The sequence below is a fragment of the Streptomyces sp. NPDC102406 genome (assembly GCF_044765725.1).
GTDB lineage: Bacteria > Actinomycetota > Actinomycetes > Streptomycetales > Streptomycetaceae > Streptomyces.
Genome location: NZ_JBIWKP010000019.1, coordinates 1 through 25,063, shown reverse-complemented (window position 1 = coordinate 25,063; position 25,063 = coordinate 1). Strand labels below are relative to the sequence as shown.

General features: G+C 70.2%; 24 protein-coding genes, 1 pseudogene and 1 riboswitch. Of the genes and pseudogenes, 9 read left to right on the top strand and 16 right to left on the bottom strand.

What is annotated here, in order from left to right; translation table 11 throughout:
• Positions 1–99: pseudogene (locus tag ACIRF8_RS36295) on the top strand (IS5/IS1182 family transposase); the annotation flags it as partial.
• A 15-nt stretch (positions 100–114) separates the two neighbouring features.
• Here the strand turns inward: ACIRF8_RS36295 and ACIRF8_RS36290 are convergent.
• Positions 115–1,131: an EamA family transporter gene (locus ACIRF8_RS36290; protein WP_404222312.1), complete on the bottom strand. Its 1,017-nt coding sequence runs from the start codon at positions 1,129–1,131 to the stop codon at positions 115–117.
• Between the two features lie 74 nt (positions 1,132–1,205).
• Positions 1,206–1,760, bottom strand: coding sequence for a Clp protease N-terminal domain-containing protein (locus tag ACIRF8_RS36285; protein ID WP_404222310.1), 555 nt, complete (start codon positions 1,758–1,760; stop codon positions 1,206–1,208).
• A gap of 174 nt (positions 1,761–1,934) precedes the next feature.
• Between ACIRF8_RS36285 and ACIRF8_RS36280 the strand changes: the two genes are divergently transcribed.
• Both ACIRF8_RS36280 and ACIRF8_RS36275 read left to right on the top strand, forming a co-directional pair.
• Complete coding sequence (locus tag ACIRF8_RS36280; RefSeq protein ID WP_404222309.1) at positions 1,935–2,123, top strand: hypothetical protein; 189 nt, start codon at positions 1,935–1,937, stop codon at positions 2,121–2,123.
• 133 nt (positions 2,124–2,256) lie between these two features.
• The gene (locus ACIRF8_RS36275) at positions 2,257–2,685 is read left to right on the top strand and encodes an SRPBCC family protein (RefSeq protein WP_404222306.1); all 429 of its coding nucleotides are present in this window, start codon (positions 2,257–2,259) and stop codon (positions 2,683–2,685) included.
• 82 nt (positions 2,686–2,767) lie between these two features.
• Here the strand turns inward: ACIRF8_RS36275 and ACIRF8_RS36270 are convergent, their stop codons facing one another.
• Positions 2,768–3,370 (bottom strand): PadR family transcriptional regulator, encoded by a 603-nt coding sequence (locus ACIRF8_RS36270; protein WP_404222304.1) that lies wholly within the window; start codon positions 3,368–3,370, stop codon positions 2,768–2,770.
• Between the two features lie 227 nt (positions 3,371–3,597).
• Here ACIRF8_RS36270 and ACIRF8_RS36265 point away from each other — a divergent pair, with 227 nt between their 5' ends.
• Positions 3,598–4,227: a dihydrofolate reductase family protein gene (locus ACIRF8_RS36265; protein WP_404222302.1), complete on the top strand. Its 630-nt coding sequence runs from the start codon at positions 3,598–3,600 to the stop codon at positions 4,225–4,227.
• A gap of 112 nt (positions 4,228–4,339) precedes the next feature.
• Positions 4,340–5,149, top strand: coding sequence for a PhzF family phenazine biosynthesis protein (locus ACIRF8_RS36260; RefSeq protein ID WP_404222300.1), 810 nt, complete (start codon positions 4,340–4,342; stop codon positions 5,147–5,149).
• 20 nt (positions 5,150–5,169) lie between these two features.
• Here ACIRF8_RS36260 and ACIRF8_RS36255 read toward each other — a convergent pair whose 3' ends face one another.
• A complete protein-coding gene (locus ACIRF8_RS36255; RefSeq protein ID WP_404222297.1) occupies positions 5,170–5,964 on the bottom strand; it encodes a CPBP family intramembrane glutamic endopeptidase in 795 nt (264 codons plus the stop codon).
• A 194-nt stretch (positions 5,965–6,158) separates the two neighbouring features.
• Between ACIRF8_RS36255 and ACIRF8_RS36250 the strand changes: the two genes are divergently transcribed.
• Positions 6,159–7,928 (top strand): substrate-binding and VWA domain-containing protein, encoded by a 1,770-nt coding sequence (locus ACIRF8_RS36250; RefSeq protein WP_404222295.1) that lies wholly within the window; start codon positions 6,159–6,161, stop codon positions 7,926–7,928.
• Between the two features lie 19 nt (positions 7,929–7,947).
• On the opposite strand, the gene ACIRF8_RS36245 is transcribed toward ACIRF8_RS36250, so the two are convergent.
• A complete protein-coding gene (locus ACIRF8_RS36245) occupies positions 7,948–9,468 on the bottom strand; it encodes a glutamate-cysteine ligase family protein (RefSeq protein WP_404222293.1) in 1,521 nt (506 codons plus the stop codon).
• A 524-nt stretch (positions 9,469–9,992) separates the two neighbouring features.
• Between ACIRF8_RS36245 and ACIRF8_RS36240 the strand changes: the two genes are divergently transcribed.
• Together ACIRF8_RS36240 and ACIRF8_RS36235 are read left to right on the top strand one after the other, a co-directional pair.
• Positions 9,993–10,580 (top strand): hypothetical protein, encoded by a 588-nt coding sequence (locus ACIRF8_RS36240; protein ID WP_404222291.1) that lies wholly within the window; start codon positions 9,993–9,995, stop codon positions 10,578–10,580.
• Positions 10,581–10,920: 340 nt separating this feature from the next.
• Positions 10,921–11,121 (top strand): DUF5999 family protein, encoded by a 201-nt coding sequence (locus tag ACIRF8_RS36235; RefSeq protein ID WP_404222316.1) that lies wholly within the window; start codon positions 10,921–10,923, stop codon positions 11,119–11,121.
• 58 nt (positions 11,122–11,179) lie between these two features.
• Here the strand turns inward: ACIRF8_RS36235 and gcvP are convergent, their stop codons facing one another.
• Positions 11,180–14,065, bottom strand: a complete 2,886-nt coding sequence (gene gcvP / locus ACIRF8_RS36230) for an aminomethyl-transferring glycine dehydrogenase (protein ID WP_404222288.1) — start codon at positions 14,063–14,065, stop codon at positions 11,180–11,182.
• A 183-nt stretch (positions 14,066–14,248) separates the two neighbouring features.
• A riboswitch (glycine riboswitch) is annotated at positions 14,249–14,343 on the bottom strand.
• Positions 14,344–14,455: 112 nt separating this feature from the next.
• Here gcvP and ACIRF8_RS36225 point away from each other — a divergent pair.
• Complete coding sequence (locus ACIRF8_RS36225; protein ID WP_404222286.1) at positions 14,456–14,830, top strand: PRC-barrel domain-containing protein; 375 nt, start codon at positions 14,456–14,458, stop codon at positions 14,828–14,830.
• Positions 14,831–14,841: 11 nt separating this feature from the next.
• Here ACIRF8_RS36225 and ACIRF8_RS36220 read toward each other — a convergent pair whose 3' ends face one another.
• From ACIRF8_RS36220 to pgsA, 10 genes are all read right to left on the bottom strand, one after another.
• Complete coding sequence (locus tag ACIRF8_RS36220) at positions 14,842–16,227, bottom strand: DNA polymerase IV (protein ID WP_404222284.1); 1,386 nt, start codon at positions 16,225–16,227, stop codon at positions 14,842–14,844.
• 46 nt (positions 16,228–16,273) lie between these two features.
• Positions 16,274–16,897 carry a MerR family transcriptional regulator gene (locus ACIRF8_RS36215; protein WP_404222282.1) on the bottom strand — a complete coding sequence of 208 codons (624 nt, stop codon included), beginning with the start codon at positions 16,895–16,897 and terminating at the stop codon, positions 16,274–16,276.
• A 192-nt stretch (positions 16,898–17,089) separates the two neighbouring features.
• Positions 17,090–17,563, bottom strand: coding sequence for a bifunctional nuclease family protein (locus ACIRF8_RS36210; protein WP_005475662.1), 474 nt, complete (start codon positions 17,561–17,563; stop codon positions 17,090–17,092).
• Between the two features lie 85 nt (positions 17,564–17,648).
• Entirely contained in the window at positions 17,649–18,380 is a 732-nt protein-coding gene (locus ACIRF8_RS36205) for a MerR family transcriptional regulator (RefSeq protein ID WP_404222280.1), read from the bottom strand.
• Positions 18,381–18,404: 24 nt separating this feature from the next.
• Positions 18,405–19,346, bottom strand: a complete 942-nt coding sequence (locus ACIRF8_RS36200) for an FHA domain-containing protein (RefSeq protein WP_404222314.1) — start codon at positions 19,344–19,346, stop codon at positions 18,405–18,407.
• A gap of 85 nt (positions 19,347–19,431) precedes the next feature.
• A complete protein-coding gene (locus ACIRF8_RS36195) occupies positions 19,432–20,304 on the bottom strand; it encodes a DUF881 domain-containing protein (protein WP_404222278.1) in 873 nt (290 codons plus the stop codon).
• A gap of 5 nt (positions 20,305–20,309) precedes the next feature.
• On the bottom strand, positions 20,310–20,642 hold the full coding sequence (locus ACIRF8_RS36190) for a small basic family protein (protein ID WP_031069011.1): 333 nt from the start codon (positions 20,640–20,642) through the stop codon (positions 20,310–20,312).
• The gene (locus tag ACIRF8_RS36185; protein ID WP_404222276.1) at positions 20,639–21,544 is read right to left on the bottom strand and encodes a DUF881 domain-containing protein; all 906 of its coding nucleotides are present in this window, start codon (positions 21,542–21,544) and stop codon (positions 20,639–20,641) included. The genes ACIRF8_RS36190 and ACIRF8_RS36185 overlap by 4 nt, the downstream gene beginning before the upstream one ends.
• Before the next feature lie 89 nt (positions 21,545–21,633).
• Positions 21,634–24,129 (bottom strand): sugar phosphate nucleotidyltransferase, encoded by a 2,496-nt coding sequence (locus ACIRF8_RS36180; RefSeq protein WP_404222274.1) that lies wholly within the window; start codon positions 24,127–24,129, stop codon positions 21,634–21,636.
• Positions 24,130–24,241: 112 nt separating this feature from the next.
• The gene (gene pgsA, locus ACIRF8_RS36175; protein WP_404222272.1) at positions 24,242–24,850 is read right to left on the bottom strand and encodes a CDP-diacylglycerol--glycerol-3-phosphate 3-phosphatidyltransferase; all 609 of its coding nucleotides are present in this window, start codon (positions 24,848–24,850) and stop codon (positions 24,242–24,244) included.
• Positions 24,851–25,063 lie beyond the last annotated feature (213 nt).

Here is a 25,063-nt window from a genome sequence, read left to right as displayed (position 1 = left end):
CTCAAGCACAACGAAGCCCTGGCCACCCGCTACGACAAACGCGCCCGCCACTACCAAGCCCTCGTCACCATCGCCTGCCTACAACTCTGGCTCCCATGACATTGCGGACACGACCTAGACCCGGCCGCCCGCCCGGGCCGACGCGGTCTCCGGTTCGGCGAGGGCCTCCGGCACCGGCGCCGCCGGATGCGCGGACTGCGCGACGAGCGCGCCGATCAGCACCACCGCGCCACCGAGCAACTGCGGCGCCGACAGATGCTCGCCGAGCAGCACCCAGGCAAGCACGGTGGCGATGACCGCCTCCAGGCACGCCACGACACCGGCCACCTGCGGCGACAGCCGTCGTACGGACACCACACCGGTGACGTACGCGACGACGGTGGCGATCAGCACGATCCAGCCGAGCAGCATCCACGCCGGGACGGTGGTGCCGTTCATGGCGGCGCTGCCCGCGAGCACCGACCAGTCCATGCCCCAGGGGCGGGCGACGACGGTGAGCACGGCGGCGCCGACCAGCAGCCCGTACGCGATCACACCGAACGGATCGGGCACCTCGCCCCCGTCGGCGCCCGCGTCGCTGCCCTGGTCGGACAGGACGAAGTAGCCGACCTGGCAGCAGGCGGCGCCGAGCGCGAGGACCAGACCGAGCAGGTCGAAGCTCAGCCCCGACCACACCTCGACCACGCACGCGAGCCCACCGACGGCCAGGACGACACCCAGGGCGGCGCCCCGGGTGACGGCCTTGCCCTGGACGAAGCGGACCCAGCCGAGGACCAGAGCGGGCGCCAGGTACTCCACGAGCAGGGCCACGCCGACGGGGATACGGGAGATCGCCGCGAAGTAGCAGGCCTGCACGCCCGCGACGGCGAGCAGCCCGTACCCGAGGAGCAACAGGGGCCTGCGCCGCACGAGCGCCCGGTGCCGCCAGGCGAGCGGCAGCATGACGAGGGCGGCACCGGCGACGCGCAGCCACACCACGCAGAGGGAGTCGAGCCCCGCTTCGATCAGTGGTTTGGCCGCGACGCCCGAACCGCCGAAGGCGAGCGCGGAGACGAGGGCGAGCCCCAGTCCGAAGCCGCGCCCGCCGGTCTCCTGTTGTCCTTGAGACGTCTTTGACCCGTGCACCGGCACATCATGGCAGGGACCGTCAGCACCGTCACCCCCGATGACCCCTGTCTCACGGACCGGACCCGTCCGGACGGTCCTCAGCGCAGCCGCTGCCGCAACCCCTCCAGGTCCACCCCGGCCCGGCCGAGCACCTCGACCGCCCGGCACTCGGCGTCCGCCGCGAGCGCCGCCAGCACATCCACTCCTCGGGCCCACGCGTCCCCCCGGGACACGGCCCGCTCGACGGCCGCCTCCATCGCGGCGGCGACATAGGGCGACCAGGCGGGGGCGCCGCCGACGACGGGCACGGCGCCGGAGTCCTCCACGGCGCCCCGCCACTGGAGCCCGTAGCCGATGCTGCGCTGCACGAGATAGCCGAGCAACCGTGCGACCTGCACCTTGTCGGCGAAGACCGAGCGCACCTCCGGGTCCGCCTCCAGGAGCGAGTGCAGCAGGTGCGCGGTGTCGATCTGAGGGTCCCCGTCCCGCAGCGCGCGCCGCCGGGCCCCCGCGACCACGGAGGCCAGCTCGTCACTGAACGGCGGGTCACCGAGGCGACCGGCTTCTTCCTGGAGATGGCCGTACGCGGGGACGTCCGACGGGATAGGGCTTTGCACGTACCCCACCTCATCAGCCGAGATCCGCAGGAACATCCCCGGTGGGGAGCATCTTCACGTCCGACGCAAGTGGGGCTCCGGGGAGCAGCTCCTCCTCCTCAAGGATGAGAGGACATCAGGCGACCCTGAGAGCGCGCACCATCACACCCCGCGCCCCCTGTGCCCGCCCTGGCGCAACCGCGGCCCCCGCCCTGCTCGTCCGTCACAGACATGAGGAGCGGGTGCTGGCTCGTGGCCCTGTCCGCGGTCGACGGCAGGCAGTACGTGTACCGGGTGGACGCCCCTGCCGACGCCCTGCCCGCCGACCTGTTCTGGGAGGCCTGGCACTGCCACGACGAGGGCCCGCACCCGCGCGCGTACGACCTGTTCGACGCCGCGGAGATCGGACGCGTCGGCTGATCCGGCCGTCGGGACGTCGGGACGTCGGGACGTCGACAAGGGTCCACCTCTGACAGTTCATCAGTATTGAATGTTCGAGGGCGTACGGCTACTTTCCGCGACACCACAGGCGTCGACGCGAAGGGGTGGCCGCATGGCCGAAGTCAGTGCGGAAACACGGATCGAGGCGCCCGCCGAGAAGGTCTGGGCGCAGCTCACCGACTTCTCCTCGTACGGCGAGTGGAATGCCACCCACACCGGTTTCCCCCAGGGCGCTCCCACCTCGCTGGAGGTCGGCGGCCGGTTCGAGGAGAACATGCGGCTGATGGGGTTCCCGGCCGAGGTCACCTGGACCGTCGAGGACCTGGCAGTTCCCCGCACCCTCGCGATCAGGGGCAAGGGCCCGATGGGCGTGACGGTCGGCACGCGCTACACCCTCGTCCCGGACGGGGACGCGACGACGGTCCGCATCGACGGCGAGTTCACGGGCGCCGCGGTCTCCCTGATGGCGGGCAAACTGAAGGACTCGGCGACGGCGGCGCTCCAGGAGTCCCTGCGCAAACTCGACGGCCTCGTGACCTGACCCGCACCCGCGCCCCTACGCACAGGGAGAAGCACCCCGCACATGTCGTACGGGGCGCCTCCGCGCGGGGACCGCACGGGGATCAGTCCTCATCGGCGAGGATCAGGTACAGCTTCTTGCGCGCGTCGGTGATGACGGTGAGCGCCTTGTCGCGCTGCTCCTTGCTGCCGGTCTTCCAGACCTGGCCGAACGCCTCCATCAGGCCGAAACCGGCCTGCCGGATCTCGTTCATGGCCTCCCAGTCGACACCGCGACCGGGCTCCTCCCAGGGGGCTTCGGGCCCCTCGTCGGCGGCGGTGCGCCCGGCGTCGGTGAGCGAGAACAGCTTCTTGCCGCCTTCACTGGCGCTGGTGATCAGGCCCTCGTCCTCCAGCAGTTGGAGCGTCGGGTAGACGGAGCCCGGGCTGGGCTTCCAGGCGCCGCCGCTGCGCTCGGCGATCTCCTGGATCATCTCGTAGCCGTGCATCGGGCGGTCCTTCAACAGGGCGAGGATCGAGGCGCGCACGTCACCGCGGCGCGCTCGCCCGCGAGGGCCGCCACCGCGCCCGCCGCGTCCGCCCCAGGGTCCGGGGCCGAAGCCCGGCCCGAAGGGCCCGAAGGCCGCACGCCGACCCTCGAAGCCTCCCCTGCCCTCGTGGCCGGGTCCGTGGTGTCCATGTCCGTGGTCGTGTCCGTGGGTACGCATGGGAATCAGTCCTTTCATGACTGTTCGCAGGATTCGATGACCGCGATCATTGACCGATCGCGATGCCTCAACGATATATCGGAAGACATCGCTTGGCAACACCTGTCGACGAGCGGGCCACGGGCCATCTCCGCGCGGCTGTCGATCCCGGCCCCCGTCGATCGACGCGGAAGTGCCGGCCCGTAAGGCACCGGCTCCGGGAACCGCCCACGACCAGGGAGAACGACATGCCCAAGCTCCGCGTCCACAACGTGACCGTCACGCTCGACGGCTTCGCCACCGGACCGCACCAGCGCCTGGAGGCCCCCTTCGGGGACGGCATGGAGGGATTGCACGACTGGATGATGAACGCCATGCGCGACCGCGACGCGGGCAGGAGCGGCATCGACGTCGCCTCCATCGAGCGCGGCGAGGAGAACATCGGGGCCACGATCATGGGCCGCAACATGTTCGGCCCGCAGCGCGGCCCGTGGCAGGACGAGACCTGGTCCGGCTGGTGGGGCGAGAACCCGCCCTACCACCACGACGTCTTCGTGCACACGCACCACGTCCGCCCCTCGATCCCCAAGGAGGGCGGCACGACCTTCCACTTCACGGACGAGCCCGTCGAGACCGTGCTGCGGCGCGCCTTCGACGCGGCGGACGGCCGCGACGTCCGCCTGGGCGGCGGCCCGGCCACGGTGCAGCAGTATCTACGGGCCGGCCTCGTCGACGAGCTGCACATGGTGATCGTCCCGCTGCTGGCGGGCCGGGGCGAGCGGCTGCTCGACCATGTCGCGGACGGCATCTCGGGCTACCGCGTCACGGAACTCGTCGCCTCGGACGCCGCCACGCACGCCCTGCTCGTACGCCGCTGAACCCGCCGCCCCCGACCGGGCCCGCAGCCGCGACGACGCCACGGCGAAAAGATGCCAATGACTCCGCATTGGCCTTGGCCGTGGACCCGTCGGCGGGTCTAGCGTCCCGGTCATGCGTATCCGAATCGTCGACGCCTTCACCGACCGTCCCTTCGCCGGCAACCCCGCAGGCGTCCTGCTCCTCGACGCCTTCCCCTCCGACGCCTGGCTCCAGGACGTCGCCGTCGAGGTCAATCACGCCGAGACCGCCTTCGCGCACCCCCTGCCCGAGGGCGGCGACGCGGACTGGGCCCTGCGCTGGTTCACCCCCGCCGCCGAGGTCGACATGTGCGGCCACGCCACCCTCGCCACGGCCCACGTGCTGCACTCGACGGGGACGACCCGGGGCCCGGTCCGCTTCGCCACGCGCAGCGGTGTCCTCGTCGCCACCCCGCACGACGACGGCTCCCTGACCCTCGACTTCCCGACGGCCCCGCTCACCGAGGAAGCGGCGCCGGCCGGACTCGCCGAGGCCCTCGGCGCCGAGCCCCTCTCGGTCCACGACACGGGCAGCTCGGTCGGCGACCTGCTGGTCGAACTGGCCGACGAGAAGACGGTCAGGAGCCTCGCGCCCGACCTGAGGGCCCTCAGCGCGCTGTCCGAGCGCGGCGTCATCGCCACCGCCCGCGCCGAGGACCCCACGCAGGGCCACGACTTCGTCTCGCGCTGCTTCTTCCCGCGCGTCGGGATCGACGAGGACCCGGTGACCGGCAGCGCGCACACGGCCCTGGCCCCGTTCTGGGCGCGGCGCCTGGACCGCACCGATCTCACCGGCCTCCAGGCGTCGGCGCGCACCGGCCTGGTCCGCGTGGAACTGCGCGGCGAGCGCACCCTGCTCACCGGCAGCGCGGTCACCGTCATCGACGGTGAGCTGACGGCGTAGGCGCCACGGCACGGCCCGTCTCAGGCGGTGGGCAGCCAGTCCACCTTGCCCGCGAGCAGCGCGTACCCGACGAACGCGCCGATGTCCAACAGGGAATGGGCCACGACCAGCGGCCCGACCCGTCCCCACCGCCGGTACAGGTAGGCGAAGACGACGCCCATCGCGAGGTTCCCGAAGAACCCGCCGATGCCCTGGTAGAGGTGGTACGAGCCGCGCAGCACGGAGGAGGCGACCAGCGCGGTGCCGGGCGTCCAACCCAACTGGCCGAGCCTGCGCAGCAGATAGCCCACGACGATGACCTCTTCGAGTACGGCGTTCTGCACCGCGGAGAGGATCAGCACCGGGTACTTCCACCACACGTCGGGCAGCGCCTCCGGCACCACCGTGAGGTTGAAGCCGAGGCCGCGGGCCGCGAGGTAGAACGCGATGCCGGTGCTGCCGATCACGGCCGCGAGCGCGGCGCCGCGGGTCCCGTCGAACCACGGCCGCGTCCGGTCGAAGCCGATCGTGCGCAGGCTCGCGCGCTCCCGCAGCAGGAAGTGCGCGACGAGCGCGACGGGCACGAGCGCGCTCGCGATGCCGAACAACTGCCATGCGAGATCGAGCCAGGGCCTGCCGGGCGCCGCCGAGGCGTTGAGCGTCGCCGCCTGGTCCTTCAGGCCGCCCGGTCTGGTCACCGAGCCGACAAAGCTGATCAGCGCGGAGACGCCGCTCGCGCCGAGCGACAGCCCGAGGACGAGCAGCGTCTCGTCCCGCAGAAACCGTCGCGAGAGCCCCCCGTCGGGAAAAGAACCGGCCACCGAGCCCGCCTCCACCGCACACCTGCCTTCACTTGAGTAATCCCACCGCGCCCCCCATGCCGTCCCGCTAAGGTCTCGAATGCAGGTACGAAGATCGCGCGCGACAGGCCGAGGGGGGCGGACGCCGCAGTCCGGCGCACCTCTCCCCTCCCTTGCTTCACCGCTTATACCGCAACTGCCTATACGGCTCAGGGAGGGGCACCACCGTCATGGGACGTCACAGCAGCATGCCCGACGGGTACGGGAGCGCCGCGGGCGGCCCGCGGCGACGGTCACGGGGCCGCTCGGTGGCCCTCGCGACGGCTCTCGTCCTCGCCGTCGCGGCCGGCACGGCCCTGGTGGTCCGCAGCGACCTGCTCGACCTCGGCTCCGCCTGCGGCGACGAGGTGCACCTCGACGTGGTCGCGTCCCCGGACGTGGCGCCCGCCCTGAAGACGGTGGCCGACCGCGCGCGGACGCAGAAGGTCACCTCGGACGGCAACTGCCTCGATGTCGCCGTCACCGGCCGCGCGTCGTACCAGGTCGCCGACGCCCTACGGGCCGGCAGAGGCAGCGCGGACTACGAGGTCTGGGTGCCGGACTCGGACCTGTGGATCCGGCGCGTCGAGCAGAACGCCAAGGCGAGCCGGGTGACCCCGGCCGGGAACATCGCCACCTCACCGATCGGGGTCGGCATGGTGCCGTCGGCCGCCAAGGCGTTCGGCTGGCCCGGCAAGACGTACGACTGGACACGGCTGACGGGCGCGGCGCTGGAGGACGACACGCTGCGCCTGGGCGCGGCCGATCCGGCGCGCAGCGCCACCGGTCTGCTCGCCCTCACCAAACTGGCGGGTGCCTCGAAGAGGTCCGGCGGTGGTTCCACCCAGGCCGCCGCCATGGCCGAGGTCCTCTCGCAGCGCACGTCCGACAGCGACGCGCAGTTGATGGACACCGTCGCCCGCGACGACTCCGGCGCCGAGCAGGGCAACCCGCGCCGCAACGAAGCGCTGATCCTCTCCGAGCAGGCCGCCTTCGCGCACAATGCCGAGGCCGACGCCGACAGCTCCCTCGACCTCTTCTATCCGAAGGACGGCTCGCCGGAGCTGAACTACCCCTTCTCCCTGGTCGACGAGGCCTCCCTCAGCACCGACGAGAGTCGCGCCGCGGTCCGCTTCATGACGCTGCTCAGCGCCCCCGAGGGCCGCGCGGTCCTGGAGAAGCACGGCTTTCGCACCGACAGCGGCGGCTCACCGGACGCGGTCGCCGCCCAGGCCGGTGCCAGATCCCCGCAGCCGTACGCGGAGCCCGCCTCGCAGCCGCCGGGCGACGAGGAGATCGAGGAGACCCTCGGCATGTGGACGATCACGGTGCAGAGCGCCCGCATCACCACGGTCGTGGACGCCTCGGCCTCCATGACGAGCCTCGTGCCGGGCCGCGGCGAGTCCCGGATGGAGGTGACGAAGGCGTCGATGCTGGCGGCCCTCTCGACGTTCACCCCGGAGGACGAGATCGGCCTGTGGGAGTTCTCGACGCTGCTCGACGGCGACCGCGACTACAAGAAGCTCGTCCCGACCGAGCGCCTCGGCGACCGCAAGGGCTCCGGCACCCAACGCGACCGCCTGTCCGCCGCGTTCACCTCCCTGAGGCCCGTACCGGGCGGCGCGACCGGCCTCTACGACACGACACTCGCCGCCTACAAGGAGGCCACGTCCTCCTACAGGAGCGGCAGGTTCAACGCCGTGGTGGTGGTCACCGACGGCGTCAACGAGGACGCGGGCTCGATCTCCCGCGGCAGCCTCATATCCCGGCTGGAGAGCCTGACCCTGCCCGAGCGCCCCGTGCCCCTCATCGTCATCGCGGTCGGCCCGGACACCGACAGGGACGAGATCGAGCAGATCGCCGAGGCGACCGGCGGCTCGGGCCACCAGGTGAGCGACCCGGCCGACATCCAGCAGGTGATCCTCAAGGCCATCGTGCAGGCGGGCGCCAGAAGCAACTGATCCGGCCCGGCCGCCCCGTTCAGCCCAGCGGGACGGCCGGCTCCGGCAGTCCGACGGGCCAGGTGTGCACGGGCTCGCCCAGGTGCATCAGCTCCGCGTAGCGCCGCGTGGTCGCGGCGAGCGCCGCCTCGCGCCCCAGCCCGCTCTCCAGGGCCCGGTGGTACGTGGCCGCCTGCCACGCCGCGCCGTTGGTCCGGCGCGCGCACCGCTCCTCGATCACGCCCAGATAGAAGTCGCGGTCGGCGGGTTCGACACCCCACGCGTCCAGTCCCGCGGCGGCCAGCGGCAGCAGTTCGTCCCGTACGAGGGTGACGGCCGGCACCTGCTCGGTCCCGCCGAACCGCCCCCGGCGCGGCCACTCCAGGCGCGCGTCGATGCCGTGGCGGCAGGCGGTGTCGAAGTTGCGGGCGGCGGCGTCGAAGGAGAGCCGCGACCAGACCGGCCGGGACTCCTCCGCCAGCGCCCGTACGAGGCCGTAGTAGAAGGCGACATTCGCGATGACGTCGGTGATGGTGGGCCCGGCGGGCAGCACCCGGTTCTCCACGCGCAGGTGCGGGACGCCGTCGGCGATCTCGTAGACGGGCCGGTTCCAGCGGTAGACGGTGCCGTTGTGCAGGACGAGTTCCGAGAGCTTCGGCACGCCTCCCTCGTCGAGCACCCGGAGCGGCTGTTCGTCGTCCAGGACGGGCAGCAGCGGCGGGAAGTAGCGCAGGTTCTCCTCGAAGAGGTCGTACGCCGAGTCGATCCACCGTTCCCCGAACCAGGTCCGCGGCCGTACCCCCTGCGCCTTCAGCTCGGGCGGCCGGGTGTCCGTGGACTGCTGGAACAAGGGGGGCCGCGACTCCCGCCACAGCTCGCGCCCGAACAGGAAGGGCGAGTTGGCCCCCACGGCGATCTGTACCGCGGCCACCGCCTGCGCGGCGTTCCACACGTCGGCGAAGCGGCCCGGCGTGACCTGGAGGTGCAACTGCACGGACGTACAGGCGGCTTCGGGCGCTATGGAGGAGGACGTGCAGGTCAGCCGCTCCACACCGTCGATGTCCAGGAGGAAGTCCTCACCGCGCGCGGCGACCATCTGGTCGTTGAGCAAGGTGTACCGGTCGACGTCCGACAGGTTCGCGGAGATGAGGTCGTCGGCGTCCAGCGTCGGCAGGATGCCGATCATGACGATGCCCGCGTCGACCTCGTTGGCCTTTCGGTGCGCATATCCGAGCCCGGTCCGCAACTCTTCGGCGAGCTGGTCGAGAACACGGCCGCCGAGCCGGTGCGGAGCGATATTCACTTCGAGATTGAACATCGCCAGTTCCGTCTGGAAATCCCGGCTCGCGATCCTCTCCAGTACTTCCGCATTCATCATTCGCGGCATCCCGTCGGGCCCGGCGAGATTCAGCTCGATCTCCAGCCCCATGAGATTCCTTGGCCGGTCGAACCGCTCCTCCTCCAGGAGCCGCCCGAGCCCCGCCAGACACTCGTGCAGCTTCTGCCGGTACTGCCGCCGATCGGCCAGATCGACCGCGCCCGCAGCGACCTTCTTCCCCATGGGAGCACCCTTCCTCGCATGGGCAGCCCGTTGATCCGGCCGCGTGTCACGGTGGATGATGCCCAGCAATGTGATCGACAACGCCCCGCGCGGGTCCGCGGAGCAGTACGCTCAGTGCAGATACCCGGCGGCACATTCCTTAGGCATGGGGCCTTTCGCAGATTCATCTACGAAGTCTTGGTGAAAAACGCCGACGAGAATCAGCCGACCGCCCGATCGGACAAAACCGAGGTCACACGGCTCGGATCCATGGGAAATCCACCGTACGCCGACAGAACACAACGGGAACGACGGCCTGATAGGCCCTTGCGCACCCGGACGGCACCGGTAGTGGAAACACCGTGTGAACACGCGTCGTATAAACTCCGCAAAGAGACAGAGGGTTGGCGCCCGTGTCCAGGCCCCCGCCTCCTCTGACCCCGTGCACCTTCGCGCGTTCCCGCGCACCGAGCAGCAGACAGCGCCGTCCGCTCGTCCCGCACCGCCCTCGCACCACGTGCCTGTCGAATGAGAGGCGACCCACCATGCCGCTGCATGTCCCCCCGGCTCCCGCGCCCGCCCTCCGCAGCGTGTCCACGGCCCTCGGCTCCCCCACAGCCGTCCGTGAAGCCCGCACCCCGTCCCTGCGCACCGCACAGGGTCCGGCAAGTCCCGAACTCCCGCTCCCGCTCCACGTGTTGAACCACGTCACCGAAACCACCGGAGGTCCCTCGCGCACCCGGCTCACCGGCTGGCGCTTCCTCGTGCGCTGCGGGGATCGCGCGGTGGCCGCCGCCGACACGATGCTCACCCCGGACGGCTGGGCCTTCTCGCACTTCTTCGAAGGTCCCTATGTCGCCTCCACCGAGCGCGCCCTGCGCCAGGCCGAGGCCCTGCCGAAGACCTACCAGCCCCGACTGCTCTCCGTACCTGAGCTGTACATGCTCACCCTCTGGCTGCACGGCGACCACACCGCCGACGCCTCCAGCGGGCATCCGGCGGCCGACGACATCCTGATCCCGCTCGCGCCGGCCCCGCCCGGCATCGCGGCGCACCGCCTGCACCGCGTGGCGGACCTGCTGCCGGTCCTGGCCCTGCGGCTGACGCCGACCCGGGCCGTCCTGCTCGCCTGACCCGACCGGAGAGGGCCCGCCCCGCGCCGGACCCTCGGGAACCTGTGCCCCGCGCCGCCCGCCGTCCGGTCGCGGGGCACAGTCCTGCCGGAAGGGACTAGTCCACTCCGGTCACCCCGAACCACCCGAAGAGGCAGTGCACTTGGGGTGAACCGTCCGCACGGGTGACGCGTCTCCATCCAGTGAGGACCGCTGCTACGAAATCCCTGCGGATTGACGCCCACAGGGCAACACTGGGTTCCGGACCGACTGAAAACGGGGGGCGGCCATGAACACGACTTCACGCCGCAGCACGGACGCCGACGTCATCGAGATCACTACGCAGCGAAAGAACCCATCCATGTGCCAGCACCAGCCATCGTGCCCCACAGCAGAGTCCGCGGACAGGGAGGCCGCGCTTCCCGTGGCTCACCATCCGGAGCAGGGCTGGAGCCTCCTGTGCAACGGGGTCCTGCTCTTCGAGGACACCGGCGAGCTGCTTCCCAACGGCACGATCATCGCCCCGCACCGCCCGCTGGCGGGCGTGGTGAGGGCGGCCTGAGGACCACCGCGCGACCCGCCGCACCGGTCGGCAGGCCGCACGGCGGCCATCGGCGTTCCTACGCCTCGTAGGCGTCCAGGGGCGGGCACGAGCAGACCAGGTTCCGGTCACCGAAGGCCTGGTCGATCCGGCGCACCGGCGGCCAGTACTTGTCGGCGGCGGCCACCCCCGCGGGGAAGACGGCCTCCTCGCGGCTGTACGCGTGCTCCCACGCACCGCTGAGCATCCCCGCCGTGTGCGGAGCGTTCCGCAGCGGGTTGTCCTGCGCCGGCCACTCGCCGGAGCCGACCCGCTCGACCTCCCCGCGAATGGCGATCATCGCCTCGCAGAACCGGTCGAGCTCATCGATGTCCTCGCTCTCGGTCGGCTCGATCATGAGCGTCCCCGCGACCGGGAACGACATGGTCGGCGCGTGGAACCCGTAGTCGATCAGGCGCTTGGCGATGTCGTCGACGGTGACCCCGGTCGCCTTGGAGAGCGGGCGCAGATCGATGATGCACTCGTGCGCGACGAGCCCACCGGGACCGGTGTAGAGCACGGGGTAGTGCGGCTCCAGCCGCTTGGCGATGTAGTTCGCGGAGAGCACGGCCACCTGCGTCGCCCGCTTCAGCCCCTCGCCGCCCATGAGGCGCACGTACGACCAGGAGATCGGCAGGATTCCCGCGGAGCCCCACGGCGCGGCCGAGATCGGCCCGACGCCGGTCTCCGGACCCGCGGCCGGCTGCATCGGGTGGTTCGGCAGGTACGGCGCGAGGTGCGCGCGCACGCCGACCGGGCCCACGCCGGGGCCGCCGCCGCCGTGCGGGATGCAGAACGTCTTGTGCAGGTTCAGATGCGAGACGTCGCCGCCGAAGTGCCCCGGCTTGGCCAGCCCCACCAGCGCGTTGAGGTTCGCCCCGTCGACGTAGACCTGGCCACCGGCGTCGTGCACCGCGGCACAGATGTCGGCGACGTGCTCCTCGAAGACACCGTGCGTGGACGGGTACGTGATCATGAGGACGGAGAGCTGCTCCGCGTACTGCTCGATCTTGGCGCGCAGGTCCTCGACGTCGATCTCGCCGTCGTCGGCGGTCTTCACGACGACGACCTTCATCCCGGCCATCACGGCGCTGGCCGCGTTGGTGCCGTGCGCCGACGACGGGATGAGGCAGACGGTCCGCTGCACGTCGCCGTTGGCGCGGTGGTAGCCCCGCACCGCCAGCAGACCCGCGAGCTCGCCCTGCGACCCGGCGTTCGGCTGCAACGACACCTTGTCGTAGCCGGTGACCTCGGCGAGGCGCTCCTCCAGCTCCGTGATGAGCGTCAGGTAGCCCTGCGCCTGCTCGGCCGGCGCGAAGGGGTGCAGTTGCCCGAACTCGGGCCAAGTGACCGGCTCCATCTCCGTCGTCGCGTTGAGCTTCATCGTGCAGGAGCCCAGCGGGATCATGCCGCGGTCGAGCGCGTAGTCACGGTCGGCGAGCCTGCGCAGGTAGCGCAGCATCGCGGTCTCCGAGCGGTGCTGGTGGAAGACGGGGTGCGTCAGGATCTCGTCCTCGCGCAGCGCGCCACCGGGCAGGACGTCGGGCGTCCCGGCATCCAGGGCATCGATGTCCGCCTCGACGCCGAACGCGCCCCAGACGACGTGGAGTTGATTACGGGTGGTGGTCTCGTCGCAAGCGATCGACACGTGGTCGGCGTCGACGAGCCGCACATTGACCCCGCCCTCACGGGCGGCGCGGACGACCTGGGCGGCCTTGCCCGGCACCCGGACCGTCAGGGTGTCGAAGTAGACGCCGTGCACGAGCTCGACCCCGCCCGCCGTCAGACCGGCGGCCAGCAGGGTGGCGTAGCGATGGGTGCGCCAGGCGATGGACCGCAGACCCTCCGGCCCGTGGTAGACGGCGTACATACCGGCCATGACGGCGAGCAGTACCTGCGCCGTGCAGATGTTGCTGGTCGCCTTCTCCCGGCGGATGTGCTGCTCCCGCGTCTGGAGGGCGAGCCGGTACGCCTTGTTCCCGTCGGCGTCCACGGAGACGCCGACGAGCCGCCCGGGCAGGGACCGCGCGAACTTCTCCCGTACGGCCATGTAACCGGCGTGCGGACCGCCGAAGCCCATCGGGACACCGAAGCGCTGGGTCGTGCCGACGGCGATGTCGGCACCGAGCTCGCCCGGCGAGGTCAGCAGCGTCAGGGCGAGCAGGTCGGCGGCGACGGTGACGATCGCGCCCAGCTCGTGCGCCTGGTCGATGACGGGCTTGATGTCGCGCACGGCTCCGGAGGCCCCCGGGTACTGCACGAGCACGCCCACGACACCGCGCTCGGCGACCTCGGCCGGAATCCCGTCGCTCAGGTCGGCGACGACGATCTCCACACCGGTCGGCTCGGCCCGTGTCTGTATGACGGCGACGGTCTGCGGCAGCGCGTCGGCGTCCACCAGATACACGCCGTCCTTGACCTTGCCGACGCGCCGCGAGAGCGCCATGGCCTCGGCTGCGGCCGTGCCCTCGTCGAGCAGGGAGGCGCCGGAGGTCGGCAGTCCGGTCAGCTCGGCGACCATCGTCTGGAAGTTGAGCAGCGCTTCGAGGCGGCCCTGCGAGATCTCCGGCTGGTAGGGCGTGTAGGCCGTGTACCAGGAAGGGTTCTCCATGACGTTGCGCAGGATGACCGGCGGCGTGAACGTCCCGTAGTAGCCGAGCCCGATCATCGAGCCGAGCACCTGGTTGCGGTCGGCGAGGGAGCGGAGCTCGGCGAGGACCTCGGCCTCGGTCCGGGCGGCGGGCAGCTCCAGCGCCTCGGCACTCTTGATCACATCCGGCACCGCGGCCGCCGTCAGCTCGTCGAGCGAGCCGTAGCCGACCTGCGCGAGCATCTTGGCCTGCGCGGCGTCATCCGGACCGATGTGGCGCTGCTCGAAGGGGATTCCCTGCTCAAGGGCGGAGAGCGGAGTACGGTTGGCGGTCATTGCGGAGGCCTCCTGGTCATTGCGACCTGCGAGGGGCACCACGGCGTGGCTGCCCGGACGGCCTCCCCCTCTGTCATCTCAACCTGAGAGCTTCACCGGTCCGCCCGCACGATCACGGAGCACACCGGCTTTCACCGTCGGTGAGAGCGGACACGTGCACCCCGCCCTGCTTTCCAGAGTGACCTCGTCCGTGCGGTACGTGGGCCTGAGAGATTCCGGGGAGGATTTGCTCCTTCGGCGTCTTCGACAACCGTCGAAGACTCTCCCGCACGGGGTCAGCAGCCGCTTGCCAGCCTACCAGCGGCCATATGAGGATCCCTCGAGTGGCCGCCTTCCCCAATGTGCTCTTTCGTAGTGCTTACAGACGAGTTGCGACCCTCTGGAGGCTCCGTGCAGACCGACGTCGATCCACGCAACTTGATCGGCCGCAAGGCGTTCGACCGCGACGGAGCCAGGATCGGCACCATCGACGAGGTCTACCTCGACGACGCCACCGGCATCCCGGAGTGGGCGGCGATACGTACCGGCCTCTTCAGCCGCGACGCCTTCGTCCCCCTGGAGCCGAGCGAGCTGGTCGACGGCTCCCTCCGCGTCCCCTTCGAACGCGCCCTGATCAAGGACTCCCCCGACTTCGGCGTGGGCCGCCACCTCTCCCCCGAGCAGGAGCTCCAGCTCTACCACCACTACGGCCTCGACATCACGGCCCCCCAGTCCCCCGACCTCCGGTTCGGCCGCATCGCGGGAACGGAGGACGAGCGGGCCTGAACGGCACGGCCTCACGCCGCGCCCCGGTCCCCGGCACGCTCCACCAGCGGCAGCGGTTCCGCCGGCTCCAGCAGCGGATCGTCGACCTGGAACGTCCGCACGCGCCCGGGTCCGACCGTGTACGGCGTCTCGAAGCGCACGGTCACCCGCCCGAGCCCACTGCCCTGCACCCAGCCAGGACCGAACTCGGCGTGCCGCACGTCGTGCCCGGCCATCCAGCGCCGCTCCGCGGGCCCTGTCTCCACCTCGGCGGCTTCGCCCCGCTCCGCCTCCTCGACGGCGGCGTCCACCGTGCCGCCCTCCGCGCCCCGGCCCTCCTCGGCGGCAGCCGCCTGCGCGAACAGGTCCTCCTGCGTGAAGTCGGCGAGTCCGCTCACACCGACCCCGAGCAACCGCACCCCGCCCGTCGTGTCCACGGACTCGAGCAGTCGCGCGGCGGCCTCCCGCACCACCGCCGGATCGTCCGTCGGCCCGCGCAACGTCTCGGACCGCGTCAGCGTCGAGAAGTCGTACCGCCGCACCTTCAGGACCACGGTCCGCCCCGACCGCTCGGCCGCCCGCAACCGCTCCACGCACCGGTCGGCGAGGCGCTGCACCTCGGTACGCACGCGCACCCGGTCATGGATGTCCACGTCGTAGGTGTCCTCGACCGACACCGACTTGGAATCGCGCTCGGCGACGACGGGCCGCTCGTCGTGGGCCAGCGCCATGGCGTACAGATGCTGGCCGTGCGACTTCCCGAGGAGCCGCACCAGCTCGTCCTGGCCCGCCTCGGCGATCTCCGCGACGGTGAGGATCCCGGCCCGGCGCAGATGGTCCCCGGTCGCGGGGCCGACACCTGGCAGGATCCGTACGGACTTCGGGCCGATCAGCGCCCGCTCGGTCCCCGGACGTATCAGCACGAGCCCGTCCGGCTTCGCCTCCTCCGACGCGATCTTGGCCAGCATCTTGGAGGCGGCGAGCCCCACGGAGCCGGTCAGTCCGGTCACCCGCCGGATGTCCGCCCGCAGCCGCACCCCCACGGCCTCCGCGGAACCGGCGTCCGAGGCCACCTCACCGGCCTCCAGATCGACGAACGCCTCGTCCAGGCTCAACGGCTCCACCAGCGGCGAAAGCTCCCGCAGAAGCCCCATCACCTGCTCGCTGACCTCCCGGTACAGCCGGAACCGCGGCACCAGGTAGGCGGCGTTGGGCGCGAGGCGGCGTGCCTGTCCCATCGGCATCGCCGAGTGCACCCCGAACCTCCGCGCCTCGTAGGAGGCCGTCGCCACGACACCGCGCGGCCCGAGCCCGCCCACGACCACCGCTTTCCCGCGCAGGCTCGGCTTGGCCGCCTGCTCCGCCGAGGCGTAGAAGGCGTCCATGTCGAGATGCAGAATCGTCGGCCCGGTCCTCACCCCACCGATGCTGCCCTACGCCACTGACAACGCGGCCGCACGACCGTCACACGGCGCGGTTGCGCCGCCTCGCGAGCTCGTCCGCGGGGTTGTGCCCGACCAGGGTCTCGCCGGTGTCGACGCGCTCCCCGTGCAACTGGGACAGGGCGCTCTCCACGTCCCGCCAGACGACGCCCACGGCGATCCCGAAGATCCCCTGGCCACCCTGGAGCAGGTCGTGCACCTCGGCCGGCGACGTGCACTCGTACACGGTCGCGCCGTCGCTCATGAGCGTCATGCGCTCCAGGTCCTTGAAGCCCTGCTCCCGCAGGTGCTGCACGGCGGTACGGATGTTCTGGAGCGAGACCCCCGTGTCCAGGAAACGCTTCACGACCTTGAGGACGACGACGTCCCGGAAGCTGTAGAGGCGCTGCGTCCCCGAACCGTACGCGGGCCGCACGCTGGGCTCGACGAGGCCGGTCCTGGCCCAGTAGTCGAGTTGTCGATAGGTGATACCGGCCGCCGCGCAGGCGGTAGGACCCCGGTACCCGACTTCCTCCTCGGAAGCCGCCCCGCCGCTCTCCCCCGCCACCGCAGACACTGCCTGCGGGCGCTGCGGAGTGTGATCGGCCGCGCTGCCGTGAAACGAGTACGGACCGCCCGTCGCCGTACCGTCGCCGCTGCTTCTCACGCCGACCTCCTCTTTGACCTGCCTTCTCGACGGTAGGCAGTCACAAGGGGTGCGTCAACGAACGCCACACTCGCCACGCCGAGTGATAATCACCCTAAGAGTGGTTTCCCGTATCCCACCGCGGGGAAAGGCTAGCCGAATGTGCCGAGACGGCCGCCTCCGGGCGACCGCCTCAGGGTCGATTTTTCCCGATCACTGGCTGTTCGTCCCGAAGTCCTCCGGCGAGATCTGGTCGAGGAACTCGCGGAACTTCTCCACCTCGTCCTCCTGCTCGTCCGGAATCGCGATCCCCGCGTCGTCCAGGACCCCGTCGCTGCCGAAGATCGGCGTCCCGGTGCGCAGCGCGAGCGCTATGGCGTCGGACGGGCGGGCGCTGACCTCCACGCCGCTCGCGAACACCAGTTCCGCGTAGAAGACACCTTCCCGCAGGTCGGTGATGCGTACTTCCGTGAGCTCCTGTCCGACCGCTTCCAGCACGTCCTTGAACAGGTCGTGCGTCAGCGGCCGCGCGGGGGCCATGCCCTGCTGGGCGAAGGCGATCGCCGTCGCCTCCCCCGGTCCGATCCAGATGGGAAGGTAACGGTCGCCTCCCACTTCACGCAGGAGCACGATCGGCTGGTTGGAGGGCATTTCCACCCGGACACCTACGACGTCGAGCTCGTTCACACAGCAACCCTAGGACGTGCCCGGCCGGTTTGGGTAGTCGAGCATGCGCCGAAGGCCGGGCTCTGGCGCTCGCCCGCCTCTGCGATCAGGGCAGACGCACCCCGAGAGCGGTCTGCACAAGTGCGGCATGCAGGCGTACGGTGAGCCCCGCCAGCTCCTTGGCCCGCGCCTGTGCGAGGGCTCTGGTCTGCGGATTGCGGTGCACCTTGAGCGGCGCGACGACCGAGTCGACCAGACCGGCCTCGCGGTCCGCCGCCGTCCGCATGACCCGCAGATGCCGCGGCTCGATGCCGAAGCGGCCGAGCTCACCGACCAGCTCGGCGACCGATACGGCCGCCGCGTCGTAACCGCCGTCCGGCAACGGGGCGATGAGCCCGTACGACTCCCACTCGTCGAGCTCCCCCTCGTCGATGCCCACGGCGGCGAGCAGCTCGTCCCGGCCGATACGGGCGGCGGTGGGACCCCCGGCGGTCTCGTCCGCGGCGTCACCCGGTCGCGCGGGAGGCGGCACGGGCAGCGGCTCGCCCGGCTCCAGGGCGTCGAGCTGCTCCTTGATGACCTTCAGGGGCAGATAGTGGTCCCGCTGCATCCGCAGGACGTGGGCGAGCCGCTCCACATCGTCCGGGCTGAACTTGCGGTACCCCGAGGGCGTCCGCTGCGGCTCGACGAGGCCCTCGGACTCCAAGAACCTGATCTTGGAGATGGTGACTTCGGGAAACTCTTCGCGCAGCACGTTCAGTACGGTGCCGATGCTCATCAGCCGACTGCCCGCGGTGGCGGTGCCCGATCCGGCACCGCCCCTCGGTGTGTGAAGCATGGACCTTCCTGAAGGTTCGCTGGGTCAGATACCTCGCTGGCTCGCGTAGAAGACCAGCCGGTACTTGCCGATCTGCACCTCGTCGCCGTTGTTCAGCGTCACGGAGTCGATGCGCTCACGGTTCACGTACGTCCCGTTGAGGCTGCCGACGTCGGACACGGTGAACGAGCCGTCCGCCAGGCGACGGAACTCCACATGGCGGCGCGAGACGGTCACGTCGTCCAGGAAGATGTCGCTCTGCGGGTGGCGCCCCGCCGTGGTGAGGTCGCCGTCCAGGAGGAAGCGGCTGCCCGAGTTCGGACCACGGCGCACCACCAGGAGCGCCGAGCCGAGCGGCAGCGCGTCCACCGCGGCCTGCGCCTCGGGCGACAGGGCCGGCAACTGCGTCTGGCCGGTCGCCTCCGGGTCGTACGACTCAAGACCCGAGATGGAGATCGTGGACGTCGTCTCGGACGGCCCCTCGGCCGCCACACCGCCCCGCAACGGCGCACCGCAGTTGGAGCAGAACCGGCTGTTCTCGCCGTTCCGGTTCCCGCACCTCGTACACACCAGGGCCGACATGGACCGATCCTCCTGCCGCGGCTGCCCACCAGGGGCCTGGGACGCGTACGGGTCGGCACCAAACCCTTGACCCGTACCTGAGGTTGACGGTTCTCCGAAACCTATGCGGCCGGAACCGGCAGGGTCAACAGACGACGCGCCGCGTCCGCCCTGCTGGTCACCGCCCACCTGGTCCCGGAACAGGGGGCGCTCGCCCACCTGCGTCTCCGGCTCGTCACCATGGCGCGGCGCACGATGACGGGCATCCTCACGCGCACTCTTGCCGAACAACTTCGCAAACAACTTCACGGGCGATTCCCCTTGACCGAAACAGACCCGCCCGTGGGGCAGGACGAACCCTGACTGCACACATCGGCGTACATCACTGACACGGACATCCTCACAACGTCCGGATCCGCCAAACAGTTTCCACCACGCACCCCGTTCCCGGTGCGCCGACCCCCCGCAACCTCATGCCCTCGTACGACATCCCGCATGCTCCCCCGCCTCACTACGAGGACGACCGAGCGTAATCAGGCCGCTGCGCTGCCCGCAAGGCATCCACAATGATCTTCTCCGAACGGCTGACAGCCACCGTGGCCTGCTCTTTCTCCAGCGTCTGCACGACACCTCCGGGGATGTTGAGGGCCGGTTCGAGGTCCTGCGGCTTGCCGATGACCTTGAAGACGTACGGCTGGGCGATCTTGTGCCCGTCCACGCTGACCCCCTTCCCTCCGCTGGCGTCCGTCAGATACGTGTCGGCCACGACGCGGACGCCGTTGACCTGGATCGCCTCGGCGCCCGCCGCCCGCAGCTCCTGCACCGCGTCGAGCAGCATGTCCGGTTCGACGGCCGTCCTGGTGTCGGTGACCGTCATGGTGATCCCGGGGCCCTGCGCGGCCACCGTGCCCGCCAGAATGCCGAGCTGGCGCTCCTTCTCGACCGTCTGCTTGCGCGCCTCCTCGGCCTGGTCCGAGCTGTTCTCCAACTCGGTCCGCTGGTCCTCCAGGCCTTGCTTCTCATCCTCAAGACGCTGAGTCCGGTCATCGAGTTCATCGAGGATGCGCACAAGATCTTCCTGCCGTGCGCCGCGCAGCGCGCTGTTGTCACTGTTGGACCGCACCTGGATGGCGAGTCCGAGGCCCAGCACGAACAGCAGCACGGCGACGGTGAGTTGGGCCCGCGACACGCGCGGCGGCCACAGTCCCTTCACGAGTCGCTGCCGTCCGGTCAACTGCGGCGTGCCAGGCTGCTCCGGTCCGGGCTCCGGCGCCTCGCTCGTCGCCTCGACCTCGGCGGGCAGCTCCTTGCGCAACCGGTGCGTGTGCCCGCTCGCCGCCCCGCTGCCGGGGCCTTCCGCGTCCTTGGGGTGCTCGGGGTTCATCGGCCTCACGCCCTGAAGACGTGCCGCCGGATGGCAGCCGCGTTGGAGAAGATCCGGATGCCGAGCACGACGACGACACCGGTGGACAGTTGCGCGCCGACGCCCAGCTTGTCGCCCAGGAAGACGATGAGCGCGGCCACCACCACGTTCGACAGGAACGACACGACGAACACCTTGTCGACGAAGATCCCGTCCAGCATGGCGCGCAGCCCGCCGAACACCGCGTCCAGCGCCGCGACCACGGCGATCGGAAGATAGGGCTCGACCACCGCCGGAACCTCGGGCCGGACGAACAACCCGACCACGACTCCCACGACGAGGCCCAGTACGGCGATCACGATGTGCCCTTCTGCTCTGCTCTCGGCTGTGCTGTACGTACGATCACGCTGGGTGCGGCAGGAAGCTTGATGTCGTCCTGCGCCGAGATACCGGTGCGGATCCCGAAGTTCTCCTGCAAGGCATGCAGATACATCCCGTCAGGACTGTTCTGGAACCGGGTACTCAGCCGCCGGCCGTCCCCCACCGCGAGCACCGTGTACGGCGGCACCAGCGGTCTGTTGTCGACCAGTATCGCGTCACCCGCGGCCCTGATCGCGGACAGCGCGGTCAGCCGCTGTCCATTGATGCTCACGGCCTCGGCGCCCGACTGCCACAGCCCGTTGACGACCCGCTGCATGTCGCGGTCGCGCACGCGCCCGGTGTCCGAGAACCCGGCGCTCTCCCGCGGCCCGCCCCCGCCCCCGGACTCGGCCGACTTGGCGTCGTCGACCACGAGCTTCACGCCGGGTCCGCGCACGGCGACGGCGCCTGACAGGATTCCCACCAACTCGCCCTGCTGGCCGCCGTGTTCGCGCAGCGCCTGGCGCTGCATGTCCCCCACATCGGTCCGCAGCGAGTCGACCCGGCCCTCCAGCTTGTCGGCGGACTCGGTCTCCTGCTCGATACGGTCGATGAGCTCTTCGCGTTCCTTGGCCACGACCGGCGCGGCGACCCGCGCCTGCGCCGCCCCCACGGTCACCACGAGCGCGGCGAGCACGAGCCCCGCGGCGAGCCCCAGCTTCGCGCGCAGTGTCTTCGGCAGTCCGCTCTGCCCCGACGCCCGTCTGCGGGCCGTGGCTTCCGCGTATCCGTCGTCCAGGCTGTGGTCCATCACGTTGGTCAGCAGCGACATGGACGCGTCGGGGCGCGCGGGGCGCTCGGGGGTGCTCCGAACGGGGGGCTGCTGCGGCATGCCGCACATCGTCGCACGTCGCGACCGCTACCTCCGAATGGCCCCATCGGCGTGCCGGTCGGCACCCGGATCGGGTGCCGACCGGTTCGAGCGCGGACTCAGCGGCCCGCGCTGTCCACCACGGCCGACCACTCGTCGAGCAACTGCTGCGCGGACGCGTCGTCGGGCCCCTCGGCCCACAGATGCGTGACGGCCTCCGCCGGGTCGGGCAGCACCATGACCCACCGGCCGTCCGCCTCGACGACCCGCACCCCGTCCGTGGTGTCCACGGACCGATCGCCGGCCTCCTCGACGACCCGCCGCATGACAAGGCCCTTGACGGCCCACGGGGTCGCCAGATCGCGCTTGAGGACGTGCGCTCGCGGAATCCGCGCGTCGATCTGGCTCAGCGTCAACTGCGTACGCGCGACAAGGCCGAGCAGCCGCACGAAGGCCGCGGTCCCGTCGAACACACTGCTGAACTCGGGGATGATGAATCCACCGCGCCCGTCACCGCCGAAGATGGTCTCGTCCTCGCGGCCCACGCGCGTGAGGTCGTCGGGCGAGGTGTTCGTCCACTCGACCTGCGTCCCGTGGTACGCGGCCACCTGCTCGGCGATCCGCGTGGTCGTGACCGGCAGGGCGACCCGTCCGCTCCGGCGCTCCGCGGCGACGAGGTCGAGCATGACCAGGAGCGCCCGGTCGTCTTCGACGATCCGTCCCTTCTCGTCGACGAGCGACAACCGCTCACCGACCGGGTCGAAGCGGACACCGAACGCGGCGCGCGCCGACGCCACGATCTCCCCGAGCCGTACGAGCCCGGACCTGCGGGCCTCCGCGGTCTCGGTGGGCCGGGACTCGTCGAGCCCGGGGTTGATGGTCAGCGAGTCGACCCCGAGCCGCCCGAGCAGGCTGGGCAGCACAAGCCCGGCGCTGCCGTTGGAGGCGTCGACGACGACCTTCAGGTTCGCCTCGGCGATGCCGCTCGTGTCCACGTTGCGGAGCAGGGACCCGGTGTACGAGTCGAAGACGCTGGAGGGGAAGTGCAGGTCCCCGATCTCGCCGGGGAACGCCCTGCGGTACTCCTGGCGCGCGTAGACCCGGTCGAGCTTGCGTTGGCTTCCCTGTGACAGGTCGGCCCCGCGCTCGTCGAAGAACATGATGTCGACGGAGTCCGGCACACCCGGTGTCGTACGGATCATGATGCCGCCGGCGCTGCCCCGCGCCGTCTGCTGCCGCGCCACCGGCAGCGGCACGTTCTCCAGGTCGCGTACGTCGATGGCGCTGGCCTGCAAGGCGGAGATGACGGCCCGCTTGAGCGCACGCGCACCACGCGAGTGGTCACGTGCGGTGGTCACGGTCGACCCCTTCTTCAGGGTCGTGGCGTAGGCGCCTGCCAGCCGTACGGCCAGTTCGGGCGTGATCTCCACGTTGAGGATGCCGGAGACGCCGCGGGCCCCGAACAGATGAGCCTGTCCGCGGGACTCCCAGATCACCGAGGTGTTGACGAAGGCGCCGGCCTCGACCGTCTTGAACGGGTAGACGCGCACATTGCCCTGGACGATCGATTCTTCACCGACGAGGCACTCGTCGCCGATGACCGCGCCGTCCTCGATCCGCGCGGCCCGCATGATGTCGGTGTTCTTGCCGACGACGCAGCCGCGCAGGTTGCTGTGCTGTCCGATGTAGACGTTGTCGTGGACGACGGCCTTGTGCAGGAAGGCGCCGCTCTTCACGACGACGTTGGAGCCGACGACCGTGTGCTCGCGGATCTCCGCGTCGGCCTCGACCTTGGCGTAGTCACCGATGTACAGGGGGCCGCGCAGTACGGCGTCAGGGTGCACCTCGGCGCCTTCGGCGACCCAGACGCCCGGCGAGATCTCGAACCCGTCGAGTTCGACATCGACCTTGCCCTCGAGAACGTCGGCCTGGGCCTTCACGTAGCTCTCGTGGGTGCCGACGTCCTCCCAGTACCCCTCGGCCACGTAGCCGTAGATCGGCTTGCCTTCCTTCATCAACTGCGGGAAGACGTCGCCGGACCAGTCCACCGGCACATCGGCCTCGACGTAGTCGAAGACCTCGGGCTCCATCACGTAGATGCCCGTGTTGACGGTGTCCGAGAAGACCTGTCCCCAGGTCGGCTTCTCGAGGAACCGCTCGACCTTGCCTTCCTCGTCGACGATGGTGATACCGAATTCAAGCGGATTGGGTACGCGCGTCAGACAGACGGTGACGAGCGCTCCCTTTTCCTTGTGGAAATTGACGAGCTCGGTGAGGTCGAAATCGGTCAGGGCGTCACCGGAGATCACGAGGAACGCGTCGTCCTTCAGCGCTTCCTCGGCGTTCTTCACGCTACCGGCAGTGCCGAGTGGCTTCTCCTCGTTGGCATAGGTGAGCTCCATCCCGAGCTCCTCGCCATCCCCGAAGTAGTTCTTGACCAGCGAGGCCAGGAACTGCACGGTGACCACGGTTTCGGTGAGCCCATGCCGCTTGAGCAGCCTCAGCACGTGCTCCATGATGGGCCGGTTGGCCACCGGCAGGAGCGGCTTGGGCATGCTCGAGGTCATGGGGCGAAGGCGTGTGCCTTCGCCTCCAGCCATCACGACGGCCTTCATGTCGGAAGCGTCCTCCTTGAAAGAGACGACGGTCTGGCCGACTTCGCCCGCCTGATAACCCGCGTTTCCTTGTTGCGGGCCACCTGGCTTCACGTAGCGCTCAATGGCGGGCTCAATCGGCCACGGGGTCCGCCTTCACAAGCCGGCGGACCTGGACCACATACAGGATCCCTGCCCACCAATACAGCGTTGTACCCCACCCGGCGAACGCCCATCCGAAAATAGCAGCGAGTTCGTGGATCCACCCGTCCCCGTCGCTGAGAAGCAGCAGAGGGAACGCGTACATGAGGTTGAAGGTCGCTGCCTTGCCGAGGAAGTTCACCTGCGGCGGCGGATAGCCGTGGCGCCTGAGCACTCCCACCATCACCAGGAGAACCAGCTCGCGCGCCAGCAGTATGGCGGTCAGCCAAACGGGAAGAATGTCGCGCCAGGTCAATCCGACCAGGGTGGACAGGATGTAGAGCCGGTCGGCGGCGGGATCGAGGAGCCGGCCCAGGTTGCTGATCTGATTCCAGCGGCGTGCGAGCTTCCCGTCGAGATAGTCGCTGATGCCGCTGAAGGCGAGCACCAGCAGCGCCCAACCGTCACTCTTTGGCCCGCCGAACTCAGGCCTGAGGATGAGCCACAGGAAGAGGGGTACGCCGACGAGACGCGCCATGCTGAGGATGTTCGGGATGGTGAGCACCCGATCCGTCTGGACGCGGGTCTCCTGGACCTCCACCCGGGGGCCTCCTGTGGGGAAACGAGCCAACGATGCCCCCTGACTTTACCCCCCGCGCCGACGGGTCCGAGCGGGGGGTCGCCATGAACGCAGAAAACCCCCGCCCGGTATCCCCGGGCGGGGGTTCTCTGTTTATCAAAATTAGTTCGGCGGCGTCCTACTCTCCCACAGGGTCCCCCCTGCAGTACCATCGGCGCTGTGAGGCTTAGCTTC

Bases quoted from the DNA above. Each gene is read 5' to 3' on its own strand.
- ACIRF8_RS36235 (WP_404222316.1), top strand. From the start codon at position 10,921: ATGTGCCAGCACCAGCCATCGTGCCCCACAGCAGAGTCCGCGGACAGG.
- ACIRF8_RS36180 (WP_404222274.1), bottom strand. From the start codon at position 24,129: ATGAAGGCCGTCGTGATGGCTGGAGGCGAAGGCACACGCCTTCGCCCC.
- ACIRF8_RS36195 (WP_404222278.1), bottom strand. From the start codon at position 20,304: ATGAACCCCGAGCACCCCAAGGACGCGGAAGGCCCCGGCAGCGGGGCG.
- ACIRF8_RS36265 (WP_404222302.1), top strand. From the start codon at position 3,598: ATGCCCAAGCTCCGCGTCCACAACGTGACCGTCACGCTCGACGGCTTC.
- ACIRF8_RS36185 (WP_404222276.1), bottom strand. From the start codon at position 21,544: ATGTGCGGCATGCCGCAGCAGCCCCCCGTTCGGAGCACCCCCGAGCGC.
- ACIRF8_RS36250 (WP_404222295.1), top strand. From the start codon at position 6,159: ATGGGACGTCACAGCAGCATGCCCGACGGGTACGGGAGCGCCGCGGGC.
- ACIRF8_RS36240 (WP_404222291.1), top strand. From the start codon at position 9,993: ATGCCGCTGCATGTCCCCCCGGCTCCCGCGCCCGCCCTCCGCAGCGTG.
- ACIRF8_RS36285 (WP_404222310.1), bottom strand. From the start codon at position 1,760: ATGTTCCTGCGGATCTCGGCTGATGAGGTGGGGTACGTGCAAAGCCCT.
- ACIRF8_RS36205 (WP_404222280.1), bottom strand. From the start codon at position 18,380: ATGCTTCACACACCGAGGGGCGGTGCCGGATCGGGCACCGCCACCGCG.
- ACIRF8_RS36280 (WP_404222309.1), top strand. From the start codon at position 1,935: ATGAGGAGCGGGTGCTGGCTCGTGGCCCTGTCCGCGGTCGACGGCAGG.
- ACIRF8_RS36275 (WP_404222306.1), top strand. From the start codon at position 2,257: ATGGCCGAAGTCAGTGCGGAAACACGGATCGAGGCGCCCGCCGAGAAG.
- ACIRF8_RS36260 (WP_404222300.1), top strand. From the start codon at position 4,340: ATGCGTATCCGAATCGTCGACGCCTTCACCGACCGTCCCTTCGCCGGC.
- ACIRF8_RS36245 (WP_404222293.1), bottom strand. From the start codon at position 9,468: ATGGGGAAGAAGGTCGCTGCGGGCGCGGTCGATCTGGCCGATCGGCGG.
- gcvP (WP_404222288.1), bottom strand. From the start codon at position 14,065: ATGACCGCCAACCGTACTCCGCTCTCCGCCCTTGAGCAGGGAATCCCC.
- ACIRF8_RS36270 (WP_404222304.1), bottom strand. From the start codon at position 3,370: ATGCGTACCCACGGACACGACCACGGACATGGACACCACGGACCCGGC.